Origin of the sequence: Tellurirhabdus bombi, assembly GCF_021484805.1 — a bacterium.
Taxonomy (GTDB): Bacteria; Bacteroidota; Bacteroidia; order Cytophagales; family Spirosomataceae; genus Tellurirhabdus; species Tellurirhabdus bombi.
The window spans coordinates 2,926,093-2,950,610 of sequence record NZ_CP090557.1; the positions used below are offsets into that span (position 1 = coordinate 2,926,093).

The window sequence follows — 24,518 nt, forward strand, 5'->3', positions numbered from 1 at the left end:
GAAGCGGCAAAAGTAAACCGGCATTCAATCTGGAAGCCGAGCAGTAAACAACAATCACTATCCGTAACTTGAGATGTCTTTTCGTCAGGAAAATGTCCGTGTCGTTATTCAGTCTGTCTCTGATCTGCCTACCGTCGCGGAACAGTATGAGCAGTTAATTAGTCTGACTCAGCGGCAAGCGCAGGAATCTGCCAAAGCGGCGGCTTCTATGAAAAGTGAATTTAGTAAGCTCACTGATGCGCAAAAGGCTGAACTGGCTCAACAGACCGCCACTCAGAAAGCCGAATTGCAGCAGCAAGGGGCGGCCCAACGTGCCGAACTGCAGCAGCAGAACACCGCTTTTCGGGCCGAGAAAGCGCAGGAAACCGCCGCTTTTAAAGCCGAGGAGGAACGAAAGACAGCCATTCAGAAGAATGAACTGTCGGAACGAAAAGCCTTACTGGATCAACAGACCTCGGCCACCAAAGCGGAAGCCCAGCAGCAGACGACAATTGTCCGCGGGGAACAGGAGCGCCAAACCGCCGCTCAAAAAGCCGAGTTGTCTGAGCGCAAGGCCTTACTCGACCAACAGACCGCCGTTGTAAAATCTGAAGTAGCCCAGCAGACCGCCGTTATTAAAGCCGAGCAGGATCGCCAAACCGCGATTCTTCGCGAAGAAGAGCGCCGTCGGACCATGCTCTTAAAGTCCGAACTGGCCGAAGCCAGAACGGAGTATGGCAGCCTTACGGATACCGTGAAGGATTATGCCGCCGTGATTGCCGCCGCTTTCACCTTTGGCGAGATCAAGCAGTTCGGGATGGACGTTATCGATGCTAAATCGAAAATTGATCAACTGAAGATTGCGCTGGATGTGATGTTGGGAAGCAAACGCGAATCCAACGCAATCTATCAGGAGATTGTTCGCGTGGCCAAGGAAACCCCATTTACGTTAGAAGAATTAACCGAGAATGCGGTGAAGCTGAAAGGCTTCGGCGTCGAGACTAAAAACCTCATCCCGGATATGTTGGCCTTGGGGAACATGGCCGCAGCTGTGGGAAAAGACAAGCTCCCGCAGATGACTTTAGCCCTGGGACAGGTGGCCGCAACAGGCCGTTTAATGGGCGACGAGTTGAATCAATTCGTCGAGGCTGGTGTGCCCATGTATGACCTTTTGGCAGCCTCAATGGGCAAAACCCGGAAGGAGGTTGATGATTTGGCCAAGGCGCACCAGATCAGCTTCAAGGATATTGAGAAAGCCATTTTGGAGTCGTCCGAGAAGGGCGGCAAGTATTACCAGATGATGGCTCTCCAGTCGAAAACGCTGGGTGGCGAGGTGTCAAACCTGTCTGATCGCTTCTTTCTGGCTAAAGCGAAGATCGGAGACTTCTTCGAGGGTGAATTGAAGGGCGGAATCAAAATGTTGGGCGACTTTATGGACGCCACCATTGGTTCGGATAACGCCATCAAGCGAACACTAAGCACCATTGCCTCAGCGGTTGCGGCATATGGTACCTGGCGAATAGCAACTAACGCGCAGGCAATCGCTTCGACAGCCAATAAGGTAGTTACCGAGGCGTTAAGCTTGACCACCGGCACTTTAAACCTGGTGATGATCACAGCTACCCGTTCCACCGAGGGTTTCACCCGGGCGCAACAGGAATCGGCTGTAGCGGCTCGCTCCACGTGGGCAACCCTGGCCGCTAACCCTATCGGTGCTCTTGTAACAGTGGTTGGGCTGGCTGTGTCTGCCTACTTTGCTTTTCAGGCGGCAAACCAAAAAGTGACCGAGACGATGGGTGAGCAGGAGTACGCCCTAAAGCGGGAGCAGGAAGAAATGAATCGCCTGGCAGAGGCTGCTACGAACGCGTCCGATACAACCGGACGCCGAAAGCAGCTTATCGAGCAGTTGCTTGCCCGTTACCCAGATTATTTTGCCGGGTTAAACTCGGAGAAGACCAGTAATGCCGAACTAAAAGGCATCCTAGATAAAGTCAACGTCGCATATGACCAACGGATTGCCTTGGCCAAACAGGCGTATACAGTCGAAAAACTCAATGAGAACCGTCGATCGTTGTGGGATCAAGAGGCGGCGGCCATTGCCCGGCTGACCGAGCGGGTGCCCGATCTCAAGAAATATGGTAATGATTCAGCGGCCATTCTGGATCACCTCAACAAGAACATTGAAGACTTTCGCAAGGTCAATGGCTCTGACGGTTGGGTGTCCCTGCTTGACAATGTAGTTGCCGGTAAGCCGATGGATACGTTCCTGAAGGTTAAGAAGGGGCTGGAGGATAACAAAAAGCAGCTGGAGGAGGCCGAGAAGGACGTTCAGAAGTTCAAGGGGGAGGCCCAAAAAGCCGATATTGCTGCGGTTGAAAAATACTTTGACGAACTCCGCAAACAGCATGCTGGCAATAAGAAAATGCTTGCGGATCTCGATAAGCAGGAGCAAGCCCGGATTGATGAAATCAATGGCAAGGTTCGTCAGGAAGAAATCGCTACCATTGAAAAACATGGCAAGGAGAAAGTCAAAAAGGTTTCCCAAACTCTGATTGCTATTCAGGAGCTCGAAAACAAGCAGGGTGAATTAACGCTCAAGGAGCAGGAGCGTTTGCTTGATCTGCGGGAAAAACTGGAAATCGAAAATGTCAATAAGAGTAAAAGGCGCCTGAGTGATAAAGAGGAAGCAATTTTAAAAATTCAGCAGGATTATGCTGAAAAACGCCACGTATTCGACCTAGCACAGCAGGCAAAAGAAGAAAAGGCTTTTATCGATAAGGTCATCAAGTTCAACGCTGAGATTACCGAGATCAATGCCCAACGTGACGATGCTGATGCGATCGCGGCCCGGCTCGGTGAGATTACTACTCAGGAAGAGCGCCTCGAGGTCATCAAAGAGTATGGTAAGAAAACGACCGATGAGCTGCGTGATCAGCAGATCGAACGGTTGCAGATCCGTCGTGACCAGGCTATTGCTGAGGTGGATCTAATTAAGGCCGAAAAGGGAGCCAAAAGTAAGGAATACTACGCGGCTTATCTGGATTACCTCAAACTGGAAAAAGAGTTCAGCCAGGCTTTACTAAGTCAGTCTAAAAACACGACTGATACCCGCCTGAAAGAAGCGACCAGTGCGGCTGAGCAACATAAGAAGGTCGAGGAGATGATTCAGGACAATTATCTCAAAACGGAGAAGGTTTCCCTTGAAACAGCGATGCGGGAGCGGGAAAATCGTATGCAGACAATCAAGCTCGTTATCGGTCAGTTAAGCCAGATGGAGGGCTTAATCGGCCAGATGGCTAATGTAACCTTGCAAGCTACCAGCAACCTCGATGTGTTATCCGGGAAAACTAAAGCCAAAGCGGAGGAGGATCTAAAAAGCGCTCAGAATCTGCTTGGTTATTATCAGGAGATGATGAAGGTCGGCGGTGAAGAGGGTGATAAGTGGGCTGAGAGGTATAAAAACCAGGTGGAAGTGGTAAATCAGGCAACGCAAAAATTCGCCGCCCTGAGTGAAATGACGACCAAGGCTCAGGTTGATTTCATTATGGCCGCCGTAGACATGATTGCTTCTGCAATCGACTTCGTGGTCGGTGGCTTAGCCGAGGCCAGCCGCACCGCCGCCGAATCAATCCAGCGTCAGCGGGAAATCATTACTGGCTATCACGATGCGATGATTGAGATGAATCAGCGCGCGCTGGATGTGCAACTGGAAGCCTTTGCGGACTCTTACGATCAACGGAAAAAAGTGCTTGACGAGTTTTACGCCAAGCAAAAGGGGATCGTCGAATCCCGCGACCTGGTAGACGCTCAGCTTGCTCATTCGCAGGAGGTATTACAGATTCAGGCAGATACCACCACCAAGATGGGGGAAATTTGGGACATCAAGAAAGGGGCATTTGGTCCGCTCTTCATGGTGGCGTTGGCTAAAACGCTTATTGCCTGGAAAGCAAACAAAGATGAGATGGAGGCCGCTGAATGGCACCATCAGGCGAATCTGGAACGGGCGAAGATCAACCAGCTTCAACTCGACATCGAACGTTTTGCCGCCGAACGGGATGCCAAGATTCAGGCCTTAGAGGAAGAACTGGCTGCTTACACTCAGGCTAAAGAGCAAGAAATTGATGCGGCTGAGGAAGCGGCTGATGCTAAAATAGATCTAATTGAACGAGCGCGCGATGCAAAGAAGGAAGCCTTACAGCTCCAGCTCGATGCAGTTAAAGAGGCATACAGTGCAGAAACCGAAAAGGTTAAAGAGAGCTATGAGACTCAACTATCTGCGTTGAGAGAAAGGCAGGCAGCTGAACAGGCCGCCTTGAAAGAAACGTATGCCCTTAAACAACAATTGCTTGAGCAGAGTAAAGCTGATGAGGTCACAACCGTCGGCATTCTTGACCGGGTTCGTCAAGAAGCCCTAGAGCGCTATCGTGTTGATGAGATAGCTCGTTTGCAAGCCACACGTGACCGTATTCTGAGTACCCTGACCGATGAAGGTGAACGGATGCAGGTGACTAATGAATATGCCAATCGAATTGCGGATGTTCACAAACAGGTAGAAGAGGCCAAGCTTGATAAAACAAAAGGCGTATCGCTCGCCACAACTCAATTACGTACTGAGGAAAAAACTGAGGCAGAACGACTAAAAAAGGAAGAGGCCGCTACGGTTAAAGCCTTGCAGGATCAGCAGCAGCAGGAGTTTAAGCGACTAAGCCAGGAGAGAGATGACCTTCTAAAGAAAATGAAGGATGATAATCTCCAGCGTGAAAAAGACCTGAAAGAGCAGATTACAAAGCTGGAAGCTGACGCAAAATCTCAGATATCTCAAATTCAAACCGACCTTACAGCCGAAATCAATAAGCTGAAAGACCAGATCGCGGCCAAGGATAAAGAAACTGCCGAGGCAATGAAGGCCGAGAATCAGAGCTACGCCAAGCAGGTCATCATGGCTGAATACGAGATCATGGAAGCCAAAAAGGCTGTGGCCATTGCCGAGCTTCGGGCTGAACAGGCCTTGCTTCGTTCCAAGCGTTGGTTTATGAATAAGGGCAAAATCAATGATGCTATTGCCGATATTGAAAACGCCATTAATGAGATTAATGGTGCCGGTGGCCGGTCTGAAGTAATTGATAAGATGCAGCGTCAGGAGGAACTGGCCGAAGAGGTGAAAAACCTGAAAGCGAGGATTCCTGAACTGGAAAATCAATTAAAGGCAGTGCAGAGTGCCATAGAAGTAAAAAAGGCTGAAATCACCGCTGCTGAGGCTGCTGGACAGGACAGCTGGGGAGCGAAGATAGAACTAAGTAGCCTTTCTACTCAAGAATACAGCTACAAAGCAAATATCGACGAAATCGCTCGTCTAATCAAAGCCAAAGAGGATGAGATCGAACGCCTGAAGTTCTTCAAGGGTACCGAATTTGTGGACTCCAATAAACACCCGGATGGCATTGACACAATTCCCGCAATGCTTACTAAAGGCGAACGGGTGCTTACCGTTGATCAGAATCAAGCCCTGGCGGGTATTAGCAATGAAGCCTTGGTTCAGAAGGTTCAAGCGTTTGATCAATTGCTAATGGGTATTCCTCGCTTTGAGGTGCCGATTATGGGCTTGCCCGACTGGGCAACGGGCGCCAGCGGAGGCTCGACGATTGATTTGAGCGCTATGCTGGCCAAGATGGACGAGCTCAACCAGACGTTTGCCAATAAAAAGCATACCAGCATTAACGTTGACCGAAACGGCTTTAGAATCTCGGAGATGAAGGGCCAATCCATCGAGCATTACTATACCAACCTATTTCATCAGTAAAACCTACCTACCGTAACATGAAGGAGAAGAAAGGAGACCAGGGCAATCAGGTGCGCAAATTGCCACAACCTCGCAATCGCTACTACATTAATGAACCTGTCATTGTGTTGCGAATGGGTGAATTCGAACGCCTGATCCATCACTTGGTCAGTTTGGGGCTTAAAGACGCTCAACCCGAGAATGTCCAACGGGGTTTGGAGCGGCGGCATACGATGATCCTTCAGGAATGCCGCCAAAAGTTAAGTGACGCCAAAAACCATTACCTGATAAAAGAATGATCAAGCTAAGCATAGGCAACAAAATTATTGAAGTAAAGCCGGAACGGATCATTCGGGTAAAGGGAGAAGGCAATTATGCGGTTTTCTTTCTGATTGATGGTCGAACGGTGCTTTCCGCCCGGCATCTGGGGCACTGGGAAACCAAGCTGCCGGGCTTCATCTTGGTGCACAAGGGCAATCTGGTGAATCCGGCCTTCATTACCGACATGGACACTGAGTCAGTGACCATTGATGGTACCGTTTTCCCCATATCACGCCGTAGGCGCAAAATCGTATCCCAACTGATTATAAAAACCGACGTGGCTGATGCGATTCCTGCTTGATGAACTACAAATACAGGCCCCACTTGGTAGTGATGGGTTGAAGCTGCGAAAGGACCGCCATCGGCTCTATTGGGGCTTTCTGTTTCAAAAGATCGGCTACGTCGAAGGCACGGGAAGCGTCATTTTTGCTGACCCCAAAGCTACGCGGCTTCTGCGCGATCGATTTGGCCGGTTCGGTGTGCAGGCTGAAACACGCTTTCGGATTCTGGAAGGGGACTACACTCTTTATGACGGTTATATCGATTACACGCAGTATTCGGACGATGGTGAACGCGTTTCAGCGGCATTGCGGGACGATAAGACAGTGATCAGCCTGGCCACGAACCTAACAACCCGCTATAGTTTCGAACCTACTGACCGCGTGAAGCTTCACGCCCGTCGGCTGTCGAGTCCGGCCAATCTCGTTCTCAATGCGGACGTGGCCACGGTTCGCCGGTCGGCTCCGTATAACATTTTGATCAATCACAGCGTGCCGCTCAAACGGGTTGATGAACGGGAGCAGCCCTTGCCCGGTACCATGGCCAGCATCATTCGTCCGGAACTCAACACCGAAATTTACCAGAACACGACCGACCGACCGCAAAGCCTGGTCATTTCGGGTCTCGTCAAGGTGACGGCTTCAGCCAGTCACTCACTGGTTCCAACCCTGCGGGTTCGACTCACCGAACAGGAGCCTATACCGATCGGGTCATTCTCTGTTTCCAGTACACCGGAGCTAATAACGGCGGTGGTAAGTCTAACGGTTGTTGTATACCCCACCCAAAAACTGTGGCTTGATTGGTCTCATTCCGACAGCGTGAGCAGCTACTCGTTTGCCTACGATCCCGACACGGCCATCACCGTTCAGGAATCGACCACGATTCCCGATTCGGAAGCCGCCTGCTTTACCGCTGGCGAATTGCTGGAAAAGCTAATCGACCGGGCGTCGGACGGAGCGTTATCGTTCCAATCGAATTTCTTCAGTTCCGGCGAAGGCTCTACGATGCTGCTCACCAACGGAGGTAATATTCGGGGGTTGGCTAAACCGGTTATTGCTTCCTTTCAGGAGGTGTTCGAAGGGCTGAACGCGCTATACAACCTGAAAATGGACATTGTGGGTAGTCATGTTGTCATTGAGCCGAAGAGCTTCAGGGGCGGTCCGTCGCACGGTGTGACTCGCATTCCCCAACTGAACAACTTTCGCCAGATTCCCAACACTGATTTATTGTTTTCAGAAGTGTTCACAGGCTTCGAGACGTGGCGGGGGGAGTCGCTCGCGTCAGGCTCAGAAGTCAACAGCCAGCGTCAGTATCGCACCGGAATCACCACGTTGCGCAATACGTTGGATTTACGCTCAAAACTCATTGCATCGGGAACACTCATCGAAGAACAGCGGCGAAAGCAGTTTCAACCCGACACGGCATCGAGTTCCAAAGCTGACACGCTTGACGAAGCCCTATTTGTGATTTGCGCCATTCGGAAAGCGACGGGTTGGCAAGCTGAGCGCCTTGAAAATACAGACTTTATTTCAGGGGTTTTGGAGCCTGCCAGCTCGTATAATCTGCGTATCAATCCCCGGGCGAACCTGCAACGCTGGACCAATTTGCTGGCTGATTGTCTGCCCTTACGCCTGGAATCGTCCGTTGGCAATGCCGCCGCCCGGATCGCTTATAATGGCCGCGAATACAGCGAACAGGGCATTCACTTCGTGGTTGATGTGCCCTTGGTCGGGACAACCATCACCGAAATCGAAGCACCTATGTCAATGCTGGGTTATTCGCAGCTCACGGACTTGATTGAATATCCTGACCCGATCACTGGAAGCTGGAAACAGGGCCTGCTCATGGATGCCAGTTGGCGCCGATCGCTGGAAGGCAATACTGTCACTTTTCTTCTTTACACGTAGCATGAATCCATTCATACATTTCCTCCGCTTTTTTACTCTGGCTGACAACGGAAAAGCGGTGCCGAATAATTACAACCAACCCGACAGCACCCACGCTGATCTGCCCGTTGTCGCTGGTGATCGCCTGCGGTTTCTGGTGCCCCGTTCGGATTTAGGTGGACTTGATTTTAGTCGTCTAGCCATCCATTTACTTCGTCATCCGGTGGACTTTCCGCCCCCGAACGATTCGATCATAAACTACCCCCCTCCCGAACCGGTTTTACCCGATCCGATTGGCGGTTTGCGGCCACAATTGGGGGAAATCAGCAGCGTGGTCAGGCTGCGCGTTAATTCCGCGCCGAAAGAAGGTGAACACCGCCAATTCGCGCTGTTAGTGGATATTCCCAATGCGCTCAACTCGTTTAATAATAATCTGGCTTTGAATAAGCCGGTTATGGTAAGTAGCGCGGCGGGTCCAGCCTGGGCATCCGAGCACTTGACCGATGGATTAGGCGGTATTGGGTGGAGTTCAGATGGTCAGCTGTCGGTTCAGGATCATGTCGAATACGTGGTGATTGATCTGGAAGAATCCGCGCTCATTGAATCGGTTACGTTGGTGCCGACCTTTGGCCAAGGCTGGCCCATTGATTTTACGATTGATCTATCAGACGATAATTCGACGTGGACAACGGCCATTACCAAAACGGGGGCTGTTCAGCCGCAGGCTCCACAAACCTTCGCCATGCCTGCCAAGGCTTACGGGCGGTACGTCAGGATTCGGGCCACGAAATTACGGTACATCAACCCGTTGGACCCGTATTACCGTTTCCAGTTAGGCGAAGTCCAGATTGCGGGAAAACTAGCCGACGAAGTGCGGACATTGGGCGGTACCTTTTCGGGGCAAAAAAGCGATCTGACTGAGTATGTGCAGGCTATCAAAGCCCACTTTCAGGCCAATCCATACACGCCCGTCAGTGTCATCGAGGATGGGAACGAACTGGAAATTCGCTTTCACCACTCCGAACGGTTCCGACTGGGACACGCGCCGGTTCGCGTTGGTCTCGGAGCCGTGACTGAATCCAACACCAACCAGCCGACGATGGCCGCGCGAAAAATGGAGACGGTTACCATTGGCGCAAAAGATGCCTACACATTGGTACTCAGTGATGACATCGAAGCGGGTAACGTCTTCACGTTGGCCGGTAAGAGCTACACCGCCTCCGGGAAGGAGCAGCCTGCCGCTATTTTACGGGCATTAGGCGTTCCGGACGGGAAAATCACGGTTCCTTCGGGTACGCCTGTCGGTCTGAGCGTTCAGAAAGGCAACTATACCTTGGCCAACACCAACCAGCCGCGCATCGAGCTGTTGTATACAGGTAATAACGGCGGTGGTCAGGATATCTACCAGGCGTTTGTCGGTGCCGACGTACAACCCGGAAACTTGTATCAGATTTCGGCTCCGGGCCTGACCACGCGCTCGAAAATCGCTACGGAGTCTGACACGAAAGTCAGCATCGAGGCTTTTTTCAATAACAGCGGCGATCCCGGGCGAATGGCTATTCCGCAGGGACAAGTCCCGACCGCTGTGGCGATAGCGGGTACCCGAACCTACGAAAACACGAATAACCCATCGCTCGGACTAACCGGAAAGGTAACCACCCCGGCCAAAGTCGTGGATCGGTACGCCATTTCGATTGGGTCGAGCATTCGGCGCGGAAACCAGTACGTGTTGGGAGCGGCCACGGTCATTGCCGATCAGGACGACACCACGATCGACATTGCCCGTAAGTTTGGGCATGGGTCTAATCCGTTTACGGTTGAAATCCCGACCGGTCAACAGCTTACCGCCTACGCCACGCCGGGACTGCTCTACGGGCCTGAACATATTGCGGATGTCGAAGTCATCGAGGGGGCCAATTGGACCAAAAGCGGCCAACTCGTGGCCGATGTCGTTATCCCCGAAGGCTTGAAAGGTGACCGGTACGCCTTAGCGCTGTGGGATTGGAAAGCTAAAAAAGTCATTGCCCAGTCGAACTACCTGCGCATTCGACCAACCGAAAAAGATACGCTGGTGATCCGCTATGGTGACCCCGAACAAGTCTACGGCTACGAATACTCCGAGCCCGGCTTGTTTCAGCAAATGCGCTTACCCATCTGCCTTAATGAGGGCAGGCTTCAGCAACAAGAAAACATCTGGGACACGCTCGACGAAATTCGGGTGCGGGACCGAACCACGGGCATCCTACAACGGGAGCTCATCACCCGGGCTTTACCCGAGTCATTCCATCTCGCACTTTGGGCGGCACTCAAACACCGTGAAGTGTGGATAAACGGGAAGCCTTTCCGTAGTGAGGGAGAGTACAAGCAATCGGCTGCCGTTGGAAAACGGAGGCTCATGAATGGCGTCGCAACGGTGGTGGAAACGGGGAAGCACTGGACGAATTACGCACAAAATAAGCCCTACTTATCCAGTTATGAGTCAGCTGGTTATGCATTTGTAAAGTCGATTGTACCAAACACTACCTTGAATTGCTGGTTGCAGGAGGGCAATTTTGTTCAACGCATTTACGGCGGACAGGCCATTGAGCCGCAGGTATACCAGCTTCTGGTACAGGGCACATCGGAGCGTTTGGCAGTGATCGTTTTTCTAAACGGCACTGCCAGCCTCCGAGCCATCTTAGAACCCACCATTCTGAACCGCATTGATTCGGTGTTGGTGGTCGAAGCAGGAAGCCAGGTGATCATCGAAGCCCGTCCGTTCACAACCGATTTTGACGTAAATGCGTGGTTTAACCAGCTCGCTGAATCGGATCAGGGAGCCTTCACCAACGAATACACGGACGAGTTTTTATGACCCTCGAAGAGTTTAACGCCAAAGTCGATCAGTATCTCCCTTCCAATATTACTCAGGCGATCAGCGCGACCGAACTGCGCACTATTCTCAAAGTATTAGGGCAAGAGCTTTTTGGCGTAGCGGACTCGCTACGGGGCGGCTGGACGCCTGAACTGGCCCTGGTGGTTAATGGGCAAAATCTAGTCGTTCAACTCAAAGACTGGTCGGGTGGTACCGGCAACAAGCCGACTTCCGTACCGGCTTACGTTGGGCAAAATGGCTACGTGACGAACATCGCCAACGCCATCAACATTCGGGGTATTCAGGGGCTGCCGGGCAACAAGGGAGATCAAGGTAACAAAGGGTGGACTCCCCGGCATATATCGGAAGTTGACGGCAGCCGGATTGTTTTCAAGCTTACTGGATACGTTGGTGGTGAAGGAACCGCGCCAACCACCGATGTCGGAAAGTATTTTGGGGTCAATGGGTATGTGACAAACATTGCCGATGCGTTAGACTACCGGGGGCCTATTGGCAGCGTTACGCCTGAATTACAGACACTCCTCCAAAACACTCAGAATGCCGCTTCGGTTGCAACGCAGTCCAAAGATTTAGCTATGTCTGCGGCTCTCAATCTGACCCTTTCGGTTGAACAGATGACGGCTTCCAAGACGCAGACGCTCGCTAATTTCAGCGCTTTTCAATTCGCGGGCTTAGAAACCATCGAAGTTCGAATTATCGGCACCAGCATCCTCAATAATTCCAATTCGGCCCCCAAGCGTTTCTTAGCTTCTGCTACCAAGATACTTGGCGATTCGGGAAACCAGACCAGGCATCTGGGATCTACAGGTGGTTCGCTCGCTTCGTTAGGCTGGGATTATCAGGTGTACGGTGGCCACGTTTTCTCACGACTAGCCAGTAAAGCCGGTTCACAGCCCCTAAAATTCCAACATAACATGAAGCGGTACGTCTTGCGCTATTCGAAAGAAGTGAGCGGGGGTACGTTCGAAGTATGGGCCGATGGCGTGCTGAAACAGACAGTAAGTTGCGCGGGCGCACAGGCCTATGGGCAAGAAGTGACGCTCACCTGGCCGAGCGCGGGAATGCACACGGTTGAGATCAAGAACATGGTGGGTACGGTCTATATTGAGAGCCACGACGTTTGTCTGGATCGGCCTGGTTTGTATATCGTTGATGGTTCCTACGGAGGTAGTGCGATTAACAACTACCTAACCCTGAAGGGGAAAGAATCTAACCAAATCGATGGGATTGCCATTCAGGGCTGGAATGGCATCGACGCAGCCTTTGGTTTTAATGCCACCATTAAGCCCAAAGTAATATTTCTGCACAGTTTGGTCAACGATGCCGGTAGACCCGCCAGCCTTTTCGACCAGTATTATAAGCCCGGCATTGAGTACATCGTTCAGCGATGCAATGAGTTGGCGATACAATTAATCGCGGTGGTGGAAATGGGCGGGCATATGTCTATGCCCGCCAGTGGTAGCTACCAAAACTTCCAGAAGCACAGTCAATTGCTACTGGATCAGCGCGGAAAGCCCAACGTTACCGTGCTGGACTGGCACGGCAAAAGTGGCATGAGGACCACCGACCTGGTTGAACTGGATCGGCTGTCGAAGCGGTACTACAGCGTTACCAACCTGAACGTAGCGGCGGGAACATTCGCGGGGGATTTCATCCACCCCAACAACGTGGGTTACGCGGTTGAATTGGATATGTTGCACGCGGCTACTGGGCTTAATTTCGACGGGAAACAAGGCGAGGCATTTGACGTGGCGTTGCTCAACAACCGACCGCGCACACCTCTTTCGCTGGCCGCCAAATTATATGCAGAAAGTTTTGTCGGTCTGACCGGTGTCCAGCGTACCCAGAAAAATGCGTACGGAGCCTTCTGTACCTACAGGAATATTGGAGTCTCTACCCACGTAGCCACGGGCGAAATTGAGGCCGCCTGGGCATCGAGCGAAGAGATCAACTTCCTGCCTGACGTAAACACCACAATTGCAGCCGGGGCGGTGGACACGTATGGACCCTACGCCTCCTTCAATTTTAGCAACCTTGGTGGCAGCATCAGCAATGCTGTCAATAATCCAGCAGTTTTCACGATCACCCTCGTGGTTGGAAAAGGCACTGCATCAGTCCGAATCAATACCAACTCGAACAGTGCGGTTATCAATCAATCTATCAAGGGCGTTGTTTTTACCCCGGCTCACGCCGTTACCAGTGGATTCAGCATCAAAAATGAGTCGGATACCCCAATTATTTGCCACTACACGGTTGAGGCCATTGGGGGGGCTTTCCCGCTCATCACTCTTTCAGCAACCAAGCTCTATGGGTTTTATTTGACTGGAACCGAGCACGCCTGTATCCCTGGACGAGCCTTGGATAAGCTGCGTGACATGATTCCAAGTGCCGTTGTGGCGGGTGAAATTCCAGTGGAGAAAATCAACATTGGGCAGCGTTATATTGAGTCCGTCAATGGCAAGTCAGTCAAGAGTGTCGCTATCGGGAAAGAAATCTACAAGCCATTCCAGAGCGGCTTTTTCGGGCTGTATCGGCTCCAAAACACAACGGAGGTCGATCTGCGCGAATTCACCATTGTAGGAACAGTGGTTAATAATAACTACTCCGAAAAGTACGGCTCGAACCTAACGACAGTTGATTCCAACCAGGCATACGCTCAGGCATCGGGAACGTTTAACGACACGTTTGCCGGTAAGACGTTTACGCTAGTGGGTGCGATTCCGGGCGAGGCCACTGGCATCTCAGTGCAGTTGTATGGCAACGCTACTTATTTAGGGCTTCGTGCTGACGGAAGTTGGGCGAACGATGGCGGCAATCACGGCACCGCACCGGACGTATTGGCCAACACGCGTCACTACCGAGGCAAAACGTTTGCCATCACCTTCCAGATGCCTCCTAGTGAGCTATTTGCGGGGGCAAACAGAGTCTTCCGGATTTACTATAAAACAGGAGGGGGTAACCACTCCTGGCTAGATTGGGCCTTATGCGAAGGCTCAAAAGCGACAGTGTACTAAAAATGCATAACTGTGAAAAAAGCCTATAAGCCCAAACTACTCAGTGTCGATCAGGTGTCCGGGACGGTCGTCTTATCGACCCGAGCGCCAGATAAAACTGAAATCCCGGTTCAGATTGATGATAAAAGCTATACCGGCATAGTAACCGGTGGCCAGGTCTGGATTCAAACGGGAACCCCTTTTAAGAACACGCACTCCATTATTTTTTAATCATGTCCGCACTCGCAGAAATCACATCGGGAGCCAAAGCAGGCAGTACGCAGGTCAAAGTGACCCGCACGGCGGCCAACGGCACGGGTATCTTCGTATACCGGGGGGCGTTACTGCTTGGTTCGGCTTCTTTGGTGGCGGGTGTGGCGCTGGTTAACCTGGCTACGCCGCTGGCCACGGGCGATGTGATTCAGGCCAGTGTTACCAGCAAGGGCAACCAGTGCGGCAACCCTGTCACGGTTGTTGCCAATCCCATTAAGGTGACGGGCTGGAAGTCGGCCACGGAGGTGAACGTAGTGCAGGAAAACGGTCAGCAACTGACCATGCCGGTAAGCCAGTTCGTTCAGATGTACGGCTACCAACCGGCTTCCGTTTTTGATTCGATTGGCACCAATGCCGTGCTGCAACCCGAATACGTTCCCGCTGAAGTCTGTCCAATTGCCTTCGACCTAAATACGGAGAAGCAGGCCGGTCAGACCGTTTTGACGGTGACCAATGTGCAAAACACCAAGGGAGGAACGCTGATCAGCTGGAACGAAGGCCCCTACTCAAATACCATCGCGCAGACCTACACCGAAGCCACGGCGGTAACCATCGACGTGAAAGGGGCGGACGATACCACACCCCTGCGCCGGTCGATTGCGGTAGCGATTCTGGAAGCAACGCCCGAAAACGGTTCCATTACGGGACTAAGCTGGAAATCCGACTCCATTAGGCGGGGTTTCAACGCCATTGCCCATTGTCAAAACCAGCTTCAGTTTCGCCTGGAAGGATTCGATTTCGCTTGGCGGGATGCGATTTTTTACCCGCCAACGCAGAATGAACAGATCTACCATCCCGTGCCGAACGGCAGCTACACCCTTTGGGCCCGGGAGAAAGGCGATTCAGCCGAAGCCAACTGGATGTCACTCACCTTTACGCTTAATACTTAACACAGTAAACAACAACCATGAGCAATTTACAAGATTTCGTTTCGGAATATTCCGGCAAAAACAGCGCGTTGCGCATTCCGGGATCACGCAAACCCCTGCCAAAAGGCCGCTACATCGCCTTAGCGCTGGTACCTAAAAACTTACTCCCGGATATCGGCTCTGCCACGGAGTTTACGCTGCCAGGCGGTGGTTCGGCTACCAAAATCACGACCGCCAACATCGTCTCGACGCTGGTCACGCTGGCGCTGCATTCGCAGGCCTGGTTCTTTGGCAACCATACCGTTTCGGGCCTACGGGGTAAGCCCACCGAAATGAAGGAAAGTGCCGTGTTCGGTACCCGCACGGAAGCGCTGGGAACGGGCGAAATCCGGGAGCAGATGGACTTTTTGTTCAAGTACTTCTTTTTGAACCGGGAATTCTTCAACGAACTGCGGGCCAACTATTCGGAGTATGACTTGTACGTATTTACCGATCGCTCCGTCGAGGTGATTCGCTACGACCTGGACGAGCCGATGTTCCTCAATATCGGTGATGAGGTTTCGGGCGATATCAATACCAGCGTGATTGGCGGTTTCTCCATCATCTTCAGCCGCGAAGGACAGATTATTCCCTCGTTTGGCAAGTTCGAAACGCAGCTTTCGGCGTCGAATGCGCGGTTCACGTTTGGTGCAGGTAGCGCAACCGGTCTGACGCTGGTAGTGGGCACGAACAAACCGTACGTCTACACCATGGCGACCGGTACCGGTGGGTCGATTACCCGGGCGGTGGCCACGGGCAGCGGCGTCACTTACGCCATTTTTACGGGCGATGGGGAGCCAATTCCAACGGGTCAACCCGTCACGATCGCAACCGGCACCGGCGTGATCACGGTCGGCAACGCGCTTCCAGCGGGTACGTACCGCTACAAAGTACTGGCCTCGAACAGCACGGGCGTGATGGGTGAATACGAAATCGAAATCCGCGTAGCCTAAACCGCAACCGATGCTGACACTTGATCAAATCATGCCGTACCTGAACCTGTCCACCGGATCAACCGGTGTGGTAGGAGTACGGCATGAATATCTCCAAAAAAGCATCGACCACCGCAAGCACCTCGAAAAGGTGTTTAGCAAAGCCTATCCGGATTATTTAGACAAAACGCGTCCGAAAGAACGCGCCGAAAGCAAGCTGTACCGCAAGGAAGTCTACAAAAACACGTTTCGGGGGCTGCAAAAGCGCGTCATCAAATCGCTGGATTACATCCGGGAAGCCGACGACTTTAGCGTTGTGTGGCCCGAGTCGGAGGAGAAAGATACGCTGGAAGCGTTTGCTGACTCCCGTAAATTTTCTCCGGATGGGTCTGCACTAAACTGGTTTTTCAAGCAGCTTCGGCCCCTGTATGTCAAAGATCCGAATGCGGTGCTGGTGGTGCTACCGATGCTGCAGGCTCCTTCCAATACCGAATACGTGGCACCGAAAGCCATGCTGGTACCCTGCGATAAGGTCTACATGCACCGGAAGGGTAAATTCGCCGTGTTGGAAGCGCCGGAAAAATCGACGATTGTCACCCGTTCGGGGGATAAAGAGATTAAGTCCGAAACGGGCCGAATTCTTCTTTTTCTGGATGCGGACAGCTACACGATTGCCCGGCAAATTGGCAAAACCAGCGAAACGGGGGGGCAAAACGACCTGATTCACTGGGAGATTTTAGGACTCACGGATGTCGAGAATGAGCAGGGTTTGAAGCTCAAAGCCTTTAGCCCGCCTTTGCACCATTGCCCTGTTATGCCTGCCGTGAAAATTGGTAAGGATGTCGAGGAAAGCAATGATTTCGGGGAGGAGTACTTTGAATCGATTCTAGCCGATGCGTTACCGTCGATCGAACTCGCGCAGGGCAACCTGTCCGACATCCAGGTCGAAATGAACTTTCACGTGAGCTCGCAGGAGTGGCGTTACGCGACCAAGCGATGTCCCGATGCGGGTAAGGAAGGCTATGGCCGTTGCGTTTCTGGATCGAAAGCCATCCTGAACGAAGAGGGTGTTCCTAAAGGCTGGACCCAGTGCACCAGCTGCAAAGGGACGGGCATGGAAATATCCGGTTCGGGCATGGACTTCATCGTTGTCAGTCCACCGTCCGCCAACAGTACGCAGGAAGAAGGCCGTCCCGCGCAATTGCCCACGCCGCCCGGAGGCTTCATTCCGCGCTCCATCGAGCCGCTCACCAAGTTTACCGAGCAGTATAACCGAAACAAGGAGGAAGCTTATCAGGAAATCAACATGCAATTCCTGATGCGCACCCCCTACGATGAATCGGGAGCCTCAAAGCGCTACGATCGGGAAGAAATGTACCGGGAACTGAACACGCAAGGAGCTCACCTGTGCGGCATCCTGTCGGAGTTTTACACCTTCATCGGTCATTTGCGCTACCAGGGCAAGGTCGATAAGCAGTTGCCCAACGTACTGACGCCGGTGCGGTTTAACCTCGAAAATGCGGAGTTAACCCGGAATGAGCTCATCGAAGCGACCAAGAACAAATTCGATCCCAACCTGCGGAAAGCTTTAGAGAAAAAGCTGATTTCCTACCAGGCGGGGGAGAATTCGGACTATTACCGCCGCTACGAATTACGGGAAAAACTAGACCCGTTGCCGGGGCTGTCACCGGAAGAAAAAATGTTCCAGCTGTCGCTGGTCAAGCTGATTAACCCGCCCGGTTCACCGCAACTCCAAAAGGCGGTGGAGCGGATCATGTTTTCGATTCATCTGGACGGACTCATCAGCGAAGCGATTCTGGAAGACAAGGATTTTCTGGGTCTGAAGCTGGATGCGCAACGCGAAAAGCTAATTACCGCCAATAAAGAGCTGGTGGGTGAACAGGGGACGTTCATTGGTCTGGATGGCAAGCCCGTTTCGGGATCATTCAGCCTGCAACCCCTGGTCGACGCCAAAAACCTGAACCAGTTGTAAGATGGACGAAATCGAAGACATCGAGCAGTTGGAACTAGACCAGGAAGCCTGGGTGAATGAGTTCTTGGCCGCGTTGCTGGTGATCAATTCCCGCCTTTTAGACGAGTTCGAAAGGTTGATTGACCGCCTGCAATTGAATGGCGGGGCCACGACATCGGAAGAATGGCGAAGCAACCTGCGGCAAACAACCCTGTTCCGGGCCGAACTAACCAGCTACCTGGTGAATCAGGCGGGACTGGGTGAAGCGGTGCGGAAACTGACTGAGCGGATGGGTGAGGGGGCCGGAAGGCTGAACACCTATTTCGCGGCCATTGATCCCGCCTTTTCCGCGTCCGAATACGGGGTGATGCTGCAAAACCTGACGAGTCAGACGGTGCAGCTCCTGTCGGGTTCGGTGCCGGATATGCTGTACAGCCGTCCCTTGGGCGATATTCTGGACTGGAATATCCTGAGTAAATCCACGGCCTCCGAACTGCGATCGGTGTTACGGACGCAGCTCGCAGCGGATTCGGCACTCACCAAATCGCTGGGTCAACAGGCGTCGGATCTGCTGTACACGTTTTCGCGGGGTTATGCCAAAACGGTCGCGGAGGGTTTGAACCTGAAGCATTATTACTACATGGGGACGCAGATCGCGACGAGTCGGAGTTTCTGCATTGACCGGTTAGGCAAGGTCTACACGGAGGCAGAAGTAGAGGCTTGGGCGGACTTGATCTGGTCGGGTAAAATGGCCGGTACGACCAAGAAAACCATTTTCTGGTATCTGGGTGGGTACCGCTGTAAACACCGACTACTTCCCATTTCCAAACAGCAATACGATCAAATTTATAAACTAAGACAAGCCAATGGCAAAACACATCAGTGAGCTGGCACCCGCCGACAAGGTAATGGTGAAGCTAGGTTCCAAATCGCAGAACGATCCTGAATCGGGCGAACAGGTCGTGGTAGAAAAAGAAAAGACCATCGAAGTCACGTACGCCTATTTTCAAAGCGTCACGCAGGCAAGTGCCGAGGCCGACAAACGGCACGAATACAACGAAAAATCGGGCTATTCGCGGGTGTTGGGCCGAACGATCAAGTTGCTGGGTACGGCCAAGTATTCGGACGTGACCGGACTGACGGGTGAAACCATTCAGGTTCCGTCGGTTGAAAAGTTTTCGACCAAAAAGCCAGCGGCTACCGATACTGGCGGCGGCGAAAACGGCGGTGAAGGTGGTGGCGATGGTGAAGGCGGCGAAAATTAATCCACCTTTCTAGTAGTGCCTATTTTTTAGTACCGGCCCTTCGGGGCAAAAATCCGTAACGCTGGCCGCAAGGCAAACTAACCAATGAAAGCAAAAGAATTTCTTAAAATCCTGGCGACCCGGGCAGGCATTGCCGATACCGACGCAAACCTCACAGCCTTCCTCGATAAGTTGGCGGACATTGATGCCGATGACGATCTGGCCAAGCAATTCACCACCAACCTCATTACCGAGAAAGAGGCCGAAAACCGACCCACCATCAAGGCGAAATTCACGGCGCAGGCGCTGAATGGTGTCGATGCGTTGATCGATGCGGATCTGGCTGAATTCCTCACTCCTGAAGAAATTGAGGCAGTGAAGAAGGAAGAAAAGTCGACGATGAAGAAAATCAGCAAGATACTGGCGAAAGGAAAAGAGCTGAAAGCGTCGAACAAACCTGCCGATAAAGCGCAGGCGAACGACCTGCAAAAGCAGTACAACGAAGAGATCGAGAAGCTGAAGGCTTCGGCTAAGGAGATCGAAACCAAGAAAGACGCTGAGATCGAAGGCCTCAAAAAGCAACACGTGCAGGATCGGTTCAATGATCGGTTAGCCGCTAAAATCCTCACGCGTACCGACGTGGTTGACGCGGTCAAATCGTTCGATGGGCTTTTGGGCCTCAAAGCGCTGGAGAAAACGCTGGAAAAGGTGGGTGGTCAAATTGATTACAGCACGGGCAAGCTCGTGCAGACCAAGAATCCAGAATTGGCGCTGTATGTCGATAACAAGGAAGCTACCCTGGATGGCCTTCTGGACATGTCGTTGAAAGACAACGATTACCTGAAGAAATCCGATCCGGCTCCGTCGACAACCGTAGTCACCAAGACGGAGCCAGCTGCGGGCAGTGGTCAGATCTCCGAAGCGCAGCGCCGGAATGCTGAGCGGCTCAAAGCAGCCTAGTAGTCCAATGCTTCGGCGGTTCGAAAGGCAGGCAAAACAAGTAAACCAACAGTAAACAACAACGAAAGTGAGCAAAAACATCAACTTAGGTGGCTCCCGCATTGCGATGGCGGCCATCAACCTGACGCTGGGCAACCGCAAGAAGTTTCAGAACCACGGTACCCTGCAAGCCCTGCGTTCCCCGCAGGTAGCGGCTTTGATTGCGGAAATGAACCCCATCAACGCCAAAAACCAGAACCGGCTGAGCATTATTCAGGGCCAAGCTACCCCGCAGGCCCGGGTGCAACTCAACTACCGTCCGCAGGTGGAAGCGAGCGTGGATACCAGCCGTACGGTAGCTACGGGTGCCAATCCAGTCGGTGCCACGTCGCTGAACGTGGATTACAACCTGCACCGGGAATTCAAATTAACTTATCGCACGGTTGACCTGCTTGCGCTGGAAGCCGAGGCGGAGAAGTACCTGGAGCAGGTAAACGCGGGTAGCCTGTCGGTGAACATGCCCGGTTTTCAATTGCTTTCTGACATGGGGGACCAGACCATGCGGAAAATCGATTCGGTGTTTGCCAGCTCAAACACAGCAGCGCTGAACGCCGTGATCGGTGCGGTAGGCGGAAACAAACTGATCGGTAACACGGCCCCCGATAACGCCGCTGTACCCAACGTGAAGGGCTTCAAAGCGGACGGATCCATCCATTTGGACTTGCACGACTGGTTTGCCAACCTGCAAACCGTGCACTCTTTCGAGGGCAAGCCCATCGTGATCGGTGGCCTGAAGGCTTTGAACTGGTTCAACCGGAAAGGGATCGTTTCGGCGGCATCGCTGGGTTACGATTACGCCAAGGCGTACGATCTGTTGGATGTGGAGTTCTACTACGATCCGTTGGTGGATACGCTATCAGGTCAGGATCACATCATCGTTCTGGATCCGGGCGCGGCCTGCCTGGAAACGATCATGGAACACCAGAGCATTATCTCGCTGCCGAAAGTGGCCAATACAACCTACGGCACCGTTTCGGTTTCCGTGGCACAGACGGGTGCACCAACGTTCACGCTGGACATGGATTTGCGCGTTCGGGAAGATGATTCGACGGCTTACCCAAGCTGGACCATCACCCCATCGATGAAGTTCGGCGTGTTCACGCGGCCAGCGGGCTTCCACAAGGGCTATGATGGCTGGGACACAGTGACGGGCATCTTCCGGGCGAAGATCACCAACGCTACCTAGTCTCTGAGTTTGTAGGCCAGATTATTGCCGGTAAGCCGGGCCGGTTCCGGCTTACCTATTTCTCATTGTATTATCTCAAAAGTCTTATGCAACCCACTCAGGAACAACAAAAATTAAGTACCGACGATGCAGCCATGCAAATCTTTGATCAGCTGACGAGCGAAGGCTTTTCAGTCGAGGAAAAGATCGCCATTCGCAAATCCTTCGACGTGCTGATTCGCACCGACATCGACCAGCAAGTTCAAAAACTGCAAAATCTCCGCGCGGCCATTTAATGAAACTGAATTTAAAACCCAAAGTGGTGGCCAATCAGCCACTACCAGAAGCGGCTCATGTGGAAGTGCCTGAGCCGATTGAACGCAGCGACATCACGATGTCCAGCGCTAATGAGCCGGAAGTAAAGGTGCCGGTAGCCAGTGAGTTTCGGTCTGAAGAAGAATCAGTTGCTTCGTCGCTCATTAACCGCTTCTACAGCGCCCGGGTGCTCATCGGCTTGGCCATTGCCTTTATTTCCGCCTGGCTGCTGGCTGACTGGACGAGTTCGACGAATGCGCAGATGCGACCGGGTCAAATTGCCTATTCCAACGAAATGCAACAACTGTGGACAGCCACGTATCGACTGGCCTTCGTGGTCATCGCGGCTGTAGCGATTATTCGCCTGACGATTCCGTCGCTGGTTCAATACATGCGACAGGACTCCGGCTTTGTGCTGGATGCAGCAGAAGATTTTAAAAAGCTATCCCCTCAACAGCGTTTATGGTTTGCTTTCGCGGTCTTGTTTTCGCTCTGTTATTTGTTTGTGTCGCTTCTTTCGGTCAAACTGCCCGAATCGCTGAGCGTAGGGCCGTAATCCAGACGGCGGAAAAGTTCGTTGGCACCGTTGAAAAAGGCGAGAACCGGGGACGGCCTTACGAGCTTTTTATGAAGCCTTATGGCTACCCGCCTGGTACCGCCTGGTGTGGGTTGTTTGTTCACCACGTTTTTACCGTGGCCAAAGTTGCCCATGGCGTGAAAGGAGCGGCACTGGCGGCCAACTGGAGTGTTCCGGCGGCGGTGATCGTCTCCAAATCCGGCAAGCTGACGGGTAATCGGGTACCCGTAGCGGGTGATTTAGCCTTGTATCGGTTTCAGTCAACGCGCATAAACCACGTCGAACTGATTGTTCGGTGGTCACTCGATAACGAAGAATCATACTTCTACGCGCTGGGTGGCAACACCTCCAATCCAGCGAATGCCAAACAACAAGGGGTGTACATTAAAAAGCGCTCGAAGCGAGAGGCATATTTAGTCATCAACCGCATCGATGCCATTTAGGGATTCCGTAGTCCAACCGTAAATAACAACTTGTGCCTAATGAAACTTTTGAAACTAATAGAAGTCTGGCTATTGGGAGTGCTTTTACTCCTGATGGCTTTCAGGCCCTGGAAAGAGGTGAATCACGCCGTTGGCCTGGAGCCGATCGCTGCCGATTCGGTTGCCACGGCGGAAAACGTGGACAGTCTACTGATGCAACCGATAACGGTCGTTCTGCCTCCGTCATCGGTGGATACCCTTCTAATGCGGGTGGCCTCGAAAGACAGCCTGGCAAAAGCCCGAAAGAAGGAGCTTAAAGTTTTGGATAAAAAGCTCGCTGATTTGCAGCAGAGGATTCAAAAGCAGCAGCAGAACATCATCACCCTGGAAGAAATTGACGCTATGACAGCCAGGCAGTCGGGTGGTGGTCCTTAGCGTTCCAAAAACAAACAGAAAAACGCGCTGGAGTCAGTGCGTTACCCGCATCTACCAGGCAGGACTGGTTTACCCGAAAACGGCGGCGGCTATTTCTCACCTCGAAACCGGAGGCTGGAATGGCCGGCATACCATCGTAAAGTATAACAATTGGTTTGCCTTCAAGCAGAACAGCCGCAACTATTCCTCTGGCCTTGGTTCGGGTGGTTACTGCATCTACGCAACCGCAGACGCATCGATCGCTGATTACAAGGCTTACGAAAAGCAGGTCATTGAACGCTACCGACTCAATTCGGAAGAACGGTACCAGGATTATATCTGCCAGACCTACAGTGCTGACCGGCATTATCGGAAAAAACTGAATAAGGCGATCAAAACCACGCAGGAGCTACTCGTACCATGAAAGCGAATCTATTGTTGTTACTAGCCAACGTGCCGGGGCTACTTATAGGGGGAATTGCAAAGGTGTGGAATTGGCTTTGGAATCCGTTAACGATCCGTCCAATTGTCCTGATCACCGCGATCGGTTGGGGGCTGGGCTGGTACTTCTATAGTCATAGGACGCAGGAAGATTCCGAAAGTAACGCGGCTATTCTAAATAAAAAAATAATTCAGCTCGAAGATAGCCTGGCCATTTATAGTCAAGACTACTACGAGCTTAAAACGGATAAACGAAATCTCGAAAAACAAAACCGCTTCTATGCGTACCAAAATGACTCCCTCAGACAGGCAAGCCAGACGTATTATCGAATGGTGGAGGCTTTTTCTGACCCTGCTCTTCAGTCTCAGCTTGACTGGCTTTACAACAGCCGGTCTCGATAGTACCAAAACGCTAGTCCCAAAACAGTTTACGCTAAACCGTCAGGGGGCGGAGTGGGTGCTGAAAGATCATTTTGAACTGGTCAGCAACCGAATCAGGTTAAAGACAGCCGACAGTCTGTTGATTGCTAAAGACACGATAATCGCCAAGCAGGATCGGCAAATTGTACGGTTGGAAACGCAATTGAAAAAGCGTGGCTCTGAAGTACAGCCGGTGGCTCGCAGCGATACCGGTAGGCAGAAAAGACAATTGGTATACAGAACAATTGAGGCGTGGGGATGGCGAGCGCTGGCGGTGTACGTGCTGGTTCGAAATATTAAGTAAAAATAGGTTAGGGTAAAAGG

At 52.2% G+C, this 24,518-nt stretch carries 21 protein-coding genes; all 21 read left to right on the top strand.

The window, feature by feature from the left end:
* Positions 1 to 73 precede the first annotated feature (73 nt).
* The 21 genes from L0Y31_RS12425 to L0Y31_RS12525 all read left to right on the top strand — a co-directional run bounded on the left by L0Y31_RS12425 (position 74) and on the right by L0Y31_RS12525 (position 24,498).
* Positions 74 to 5,779: a tape measure protein gene (locus tag L0Y31_RS12425; RefSeq protein ID WP_234733391.1), complete on the top strand. Its 5,706-nt coding sequence runs from the start codon at positions 74 to 76 to the stop codon at positions 5,777 to 5,779.
* Positions 5,780 to 5,796: 17 nt separating this feature from the next.
* Positions 5,797 to 6,057, top strand: coding sequence for a hypothetical protein (locus L0Y31_RS12430; RefSeq protein WP_234733392.1), 261 nt, complete (start codon positions 5,797 to 5,799; stop codon positions 6,055 to 6,057).
* Entirely contained in the window at positions 6,054 to 6,380 is a 327-nt protein-coding gene (locus L0Y31_RS12435) for a LytTR family transcriptional regulator DNA-binding domain-containing protein (RefSeq protein WP_234733393.1), read from the top strand. Before L0Y31_RS12430 ends, L0Y31_RS12435 begins: the two co-directional genes overlap by 4 nt.
* Complete coding sequence (locus L0Y31_RS12440; RefSeq protein WP_234733394.1) at positions 6,364 to 8,265, top strand: hypothetical protein; 1,902 nt, start codon at positions 6,364 to 6,366, stop codon at positions 8,263 to 8,265. Before L0Y31_RS12435 ends, L0Y31_RS12440 begins: the two co-directional genes overlap by 17 nt.
* A gap of 1 nt (position 8,266) precedes the next feature.
* Complete coding sequence (locus L0Y31_RS12445) at positions 8,267 to 11,098, top strand: discoidin domain-containing protein (RefSeq protein ID WP_234733395.1); 2,832 nt, start codon at positions 8,267 to 8,269, stop codon at positions 11,096 to 11,098.
* On the top strand, positions 11,095 to 14,133 hold the full coding sequence (locus tag L0Y31_RS12450) for an SGNH/GDSL hydrolase family protein (RefSeq protein WP_234733396.1): 3,039 nt from the start codon (positions 11,095 to 11,097) through the stop codon (positions 14,131 to 14,133). Before L0Y31_RS12445 ends, L0Y31_RS12450 begins: the two co-directional genes overlap by 4 nt.
* Before the next feature lie 12 nt (positions 14,134 to 14,145).
* The gene (locus tag L0Y31_RS12455; RefSeq protein WP_234733397.1) at positions 14,146 to 14,343 is read left to right on the top strand and encodes a hypothetical protein; all 198 of its coding nucleotides are present in this window, start codon (positions 14,146 to 14,148) and stop codon (positions 14,341 to 14,343) included.
* Positions 14,344 to 14,345: 2 nt separating this feature from the next.
* Positions 14,346 to 15,275, top strand: a complete 930-nt coding sequence (locus tag L0Y31_RS12460) for a hypothetical protein (RefSeq protein ID WP_234733398.1) — start codon at positions 14,346 to 14,348, stop codon at positions 15,273 to 15,275.
* 17 nt (positions 15,276 to 15,292) lie between these two features.
* Complete coding sequence (locus L0Y31_RS12465) at positions 15,293 to 16,246, top strand: hypothetical protein (protein WP_234733399.1); 954 nt, start codon at positions 15,293 to 15,295, stop codon at positions 16,244 to 16,246.
* Positions 16,247 to 16,256: 10 nt separating this feature from the next.
* Entirely contained in the window at positions 16,257 to 18,218 is a 1,962-nt protein-coding gene (locus L0Y31_RS12470) for a hypothetical protein (protein ID WP_234733400.1), read from the top strand.
* Between the two features lies 1 nt (position 18,219).
* Entirely contained in the window at positions 18,220 to 19,083 is an 864-nt protein-coding gene (locus L0Y31_RS12475) for a hypothetical protein (protein WP_234733401.1), read from the top strand.
* Positions 19,064 to 19,462 carry a hypothetical protein gene (locus L0Y31_RS12480; RefSeq protein WP_234733402.1) on the top strand — a complete coding sequence of 133 codons (399 nt, stop codon included), beginning with the start codon at positions 19,064 to 19,066 and terminating at the stop codon, positions 19,460 to 19,462. Before L0Y31_RS12475 ends, L0Y31_RS12480 begins: the two co-directional genes overlap by 20 nt.
* An 84-nt stretch (positions 19,463 to 19,546) precedes the next feature.
* Positions 19,547 to 20,401, top strand: a complete 855-nt coding sequence (locus L0Y31_RS12485) for a hypothetical protein (RefSeq protein ID WP_234733403.1) — start codon at positions 19,547 to 19,549, stop codon at positions 20,399 to 20,401.
* Positions 20,402 to 20,468: 67 nt separating this feature from the next.
* The gene (locus L0Y31_RS12490; RefSeq protein WP_234733404.1) at positions 20,469 to 21,626 is read left to right on the top strand and encodes a hypothetical protein; all 1,158 of its coding nucleotides are present in this window, start codon (positions 20,469 to 20,471) and stop codon (positions 21,624 to 21,626) included.
* A gap of 86 nt (positions 21,627 to 21,712) precedes the next feature.
* The gene (locus L0Y31_RS12495) at positions 21,713 to 21,901 is read left to right on the top strand and encodes a hypothetical protein (RefSeq protein ID WP_234733405.1); all 189 of its coding nucleotides are present in this window, start codon (positions 21,713 to 21,715) and stop codon (positions 21,899 to 21,901) included.
* Positions 21,901 to 22,476 (top strand): hypothetical protein, encoded by a 576-nt coding sequence (locus L0Y31_RS12500; RefSeq protein ID WP_234733406.1) that lies wholly within the window; start codon positions 21,901 to 21,903, stop codon positions 22,474 to 22,476. Before L0Y31_RS12495 ends, L0Y31_RS12500 begins: the two co-directional genes overlap by 1 nt.
* A 71-nt stretch (positions 22,477 to 22,547) precedes the next feature.
* Positions 22,548 to 22,940: a C40 family peptidase gene (locus tag L0Y31_RS12505; RefSeq protein WP_234733407.1), complete on the top strand. Its 393-nt coding sequence runs from the start codon at positions 22,548 to 22,550 to the stop codon at positions 22,938 to 22,940.
* Positions 22,941 to 22,979: 39 nt separating this feature from the next.
* Positions 22,980 to 23,354, top strand: a complete 375-nt coding sequence (locus L0Y31_RS12510) for a hypothetical protein (RefSeq protein WP_234733408.1) — start codon at positions 22,980 to 22,982, stop codon at positions 23,352 to 23,354.
* Entirely contained in the window at positions 23,341 to 23,757 is a 417-nt protein-coding gene (locus L0Y31_RS12515) for a hypothetical protein (RefSeq protein ID WP_234733409.1), read from the top strand. The genes L0Y31_RS12510 and L0Y31_RS12515 overlap by 14 nt, the downstream gene beginning before the upstream one ends.
* Positions 23,754 to 24,176 carry a hypothetical protein gene (locus L0Y31_RS12520; protein ID WP_234733410.1) on the top strand — a complete coding sequence of 141 codons (423 nt, stop codon included), beginning with the start codon at positions 23,754 to 23,756 and terminating at the stop codon, positions 24,174 to 24,176. The genes L0Y31_RS12515 and L0Y31_RS12520 overlap by 4 nt, the downstream gene beginning before the upstream one ends.
* Positions 24,145 to 24,498: a hypothetical protein gene (locus tag L0Y31_RS12525; RefSeq protein ID WP_234733411.1), complete on the top strand. Its 354-nt coding sequence runs from the start codon at positions 24,145 to 24,147 to the stop codon at positions 24,496 to 24,498. Before L0Y31_RS12520 ends, L0Y31_RS12525 begins: the two co-directional genes overlap by 32 nt.
* The last annotated feature ends 20 nt before the right edge of the window (positions 24,499 to 24,518 follow it).

What these genes read in the sequence shown, in the direction of transcription:
- L0Y31_RS12425 (WP_234733391.1), top strand. Translation starts at nt 74, where the DNA reads ATGTCTTTTCGTCAGGAAAATGTCCGTGTCGTTATTCAGTCTGTCTCT.
- L0Y31_RS12430 (WP_234733392.1), top strand. Translation starts at nt 5,797, where the DNA reads ATGAAGGAGAAGAAAGGAGACCAGGGCAATCAGGTGCGCAAATTGCCA.
- L0Y31_RS12435 (WP_234733393.1), top strand. Translation starts at nt 6,054, where the DNA reads ATGATCAAGCTAAGCATAGGCAACAAAATTATTGAAGTAAAGCCGGAA.
- L0Y31_RS12440 (WP_234733394.1), top strand. Translation starts at nt 6,364, where the DNA reads ATGCGATTCCTGCTTGATGAACTACAAATACAGGCCCCACTTGGTAGT.
- L0Y31_RS12445 (WP_234733395.1), top strand. Translation starts at nt 8,267, where the DNA reads ATGAATCCATTCATACATTTCCTCCGCTTTTTTACTCTGGCTGACAAC.
- L0Y31_RS12450 (WP_234733396.1), top strand. Translation starts at nt 11,095, where the DNA reads ATGACCCTCGAAGAGTTTAACGCCAAAGTCGATCAGTATCTCCCTTCC.
- L0Y31_RS12460 (WP_234733398.1), top strand. Translation starts at nt 14,346, where the DNA reads ATGTCCGCACTCGCAGAAATCACATCGGGAGCCAAAGCAGGCAGTACG.
- L0Y31_RS12465 (WP_234733399.1), top strand. Translation starts at nt 15,293, where the DNA reads ATGAGCAATTTACAAGATTTCGTTTCGGAATATTCCGGCAAAAACAGC.
- L0Y31_RS12470 (WP_234733400.1), top strand. Translation starts at nt 16,257, where the DNA reads ATGCTGACACTTGATCAAATCATGCCGTACCTGAACCTGTCCACCGGA.
- L0Y31_RS12475 (WP_234733401.1), top strand. Translation starts at nt 18,220, where the DNA reads ATGGACGAAATCGAAGACATCGAGCAGTTGGAACTAGACCAGGAAGCC.
- L0Y31_RS12480 (WP_234733402.1), top strand. Translation starts at nt 19,064, where the DNA reads ATGGCAAAACACATCAGTGAGCTGGCACCCGCCGACAAGGTAATGGTG.
- L0Y31_RS12485 (WP_234733403.1), top strand. Translation starts at nt 19,547, where the DNA reads ATGAAAGCAAAAGAATTTCTTAAAATCCTGGCGACCCGGGCAGGCATT.
- L0Y31_RS12495 (WP_234733405.1), top strand. Translation starts at nt 21,713, where the DNA reads ATGCAACCCACTCAGGAACAACAAAAATTAAGTACCGACGATGCAGCC.
- L0Y31_RS12500 (WP_234733406.1), top strand. Translation starts at nt 21,901, where the DNA reads ATGAAACTGAATTTAAAACCCAAAGTGGTGGCCAATCAGCCACTACCA.
- L0Y31_RS12505 (WP_234733407.1), top strand. Translation starts at nt 22,548, where the DNA reads ATGAAGCCTTATGGCTACCCGCCTGGTACCGCCTGGTGTGGGTTGTTT.
- L0Y31_RS12510 (WP_234733408.1), top strand. Translation starts at nt 22,980, where the DNA reads ATGAAACTTTTGAAACTAATAGAAGTCTGGCTATTGGGAGTGCTTTTA.
- L0Y31_RS12520 (WP_234733410.1), top strand. Translation starts at nt 23,754, where the DNA reads ATGAAAGCGAATCTATTGTTGTTACTAGCCAACGTGCCGGGGCTACTT.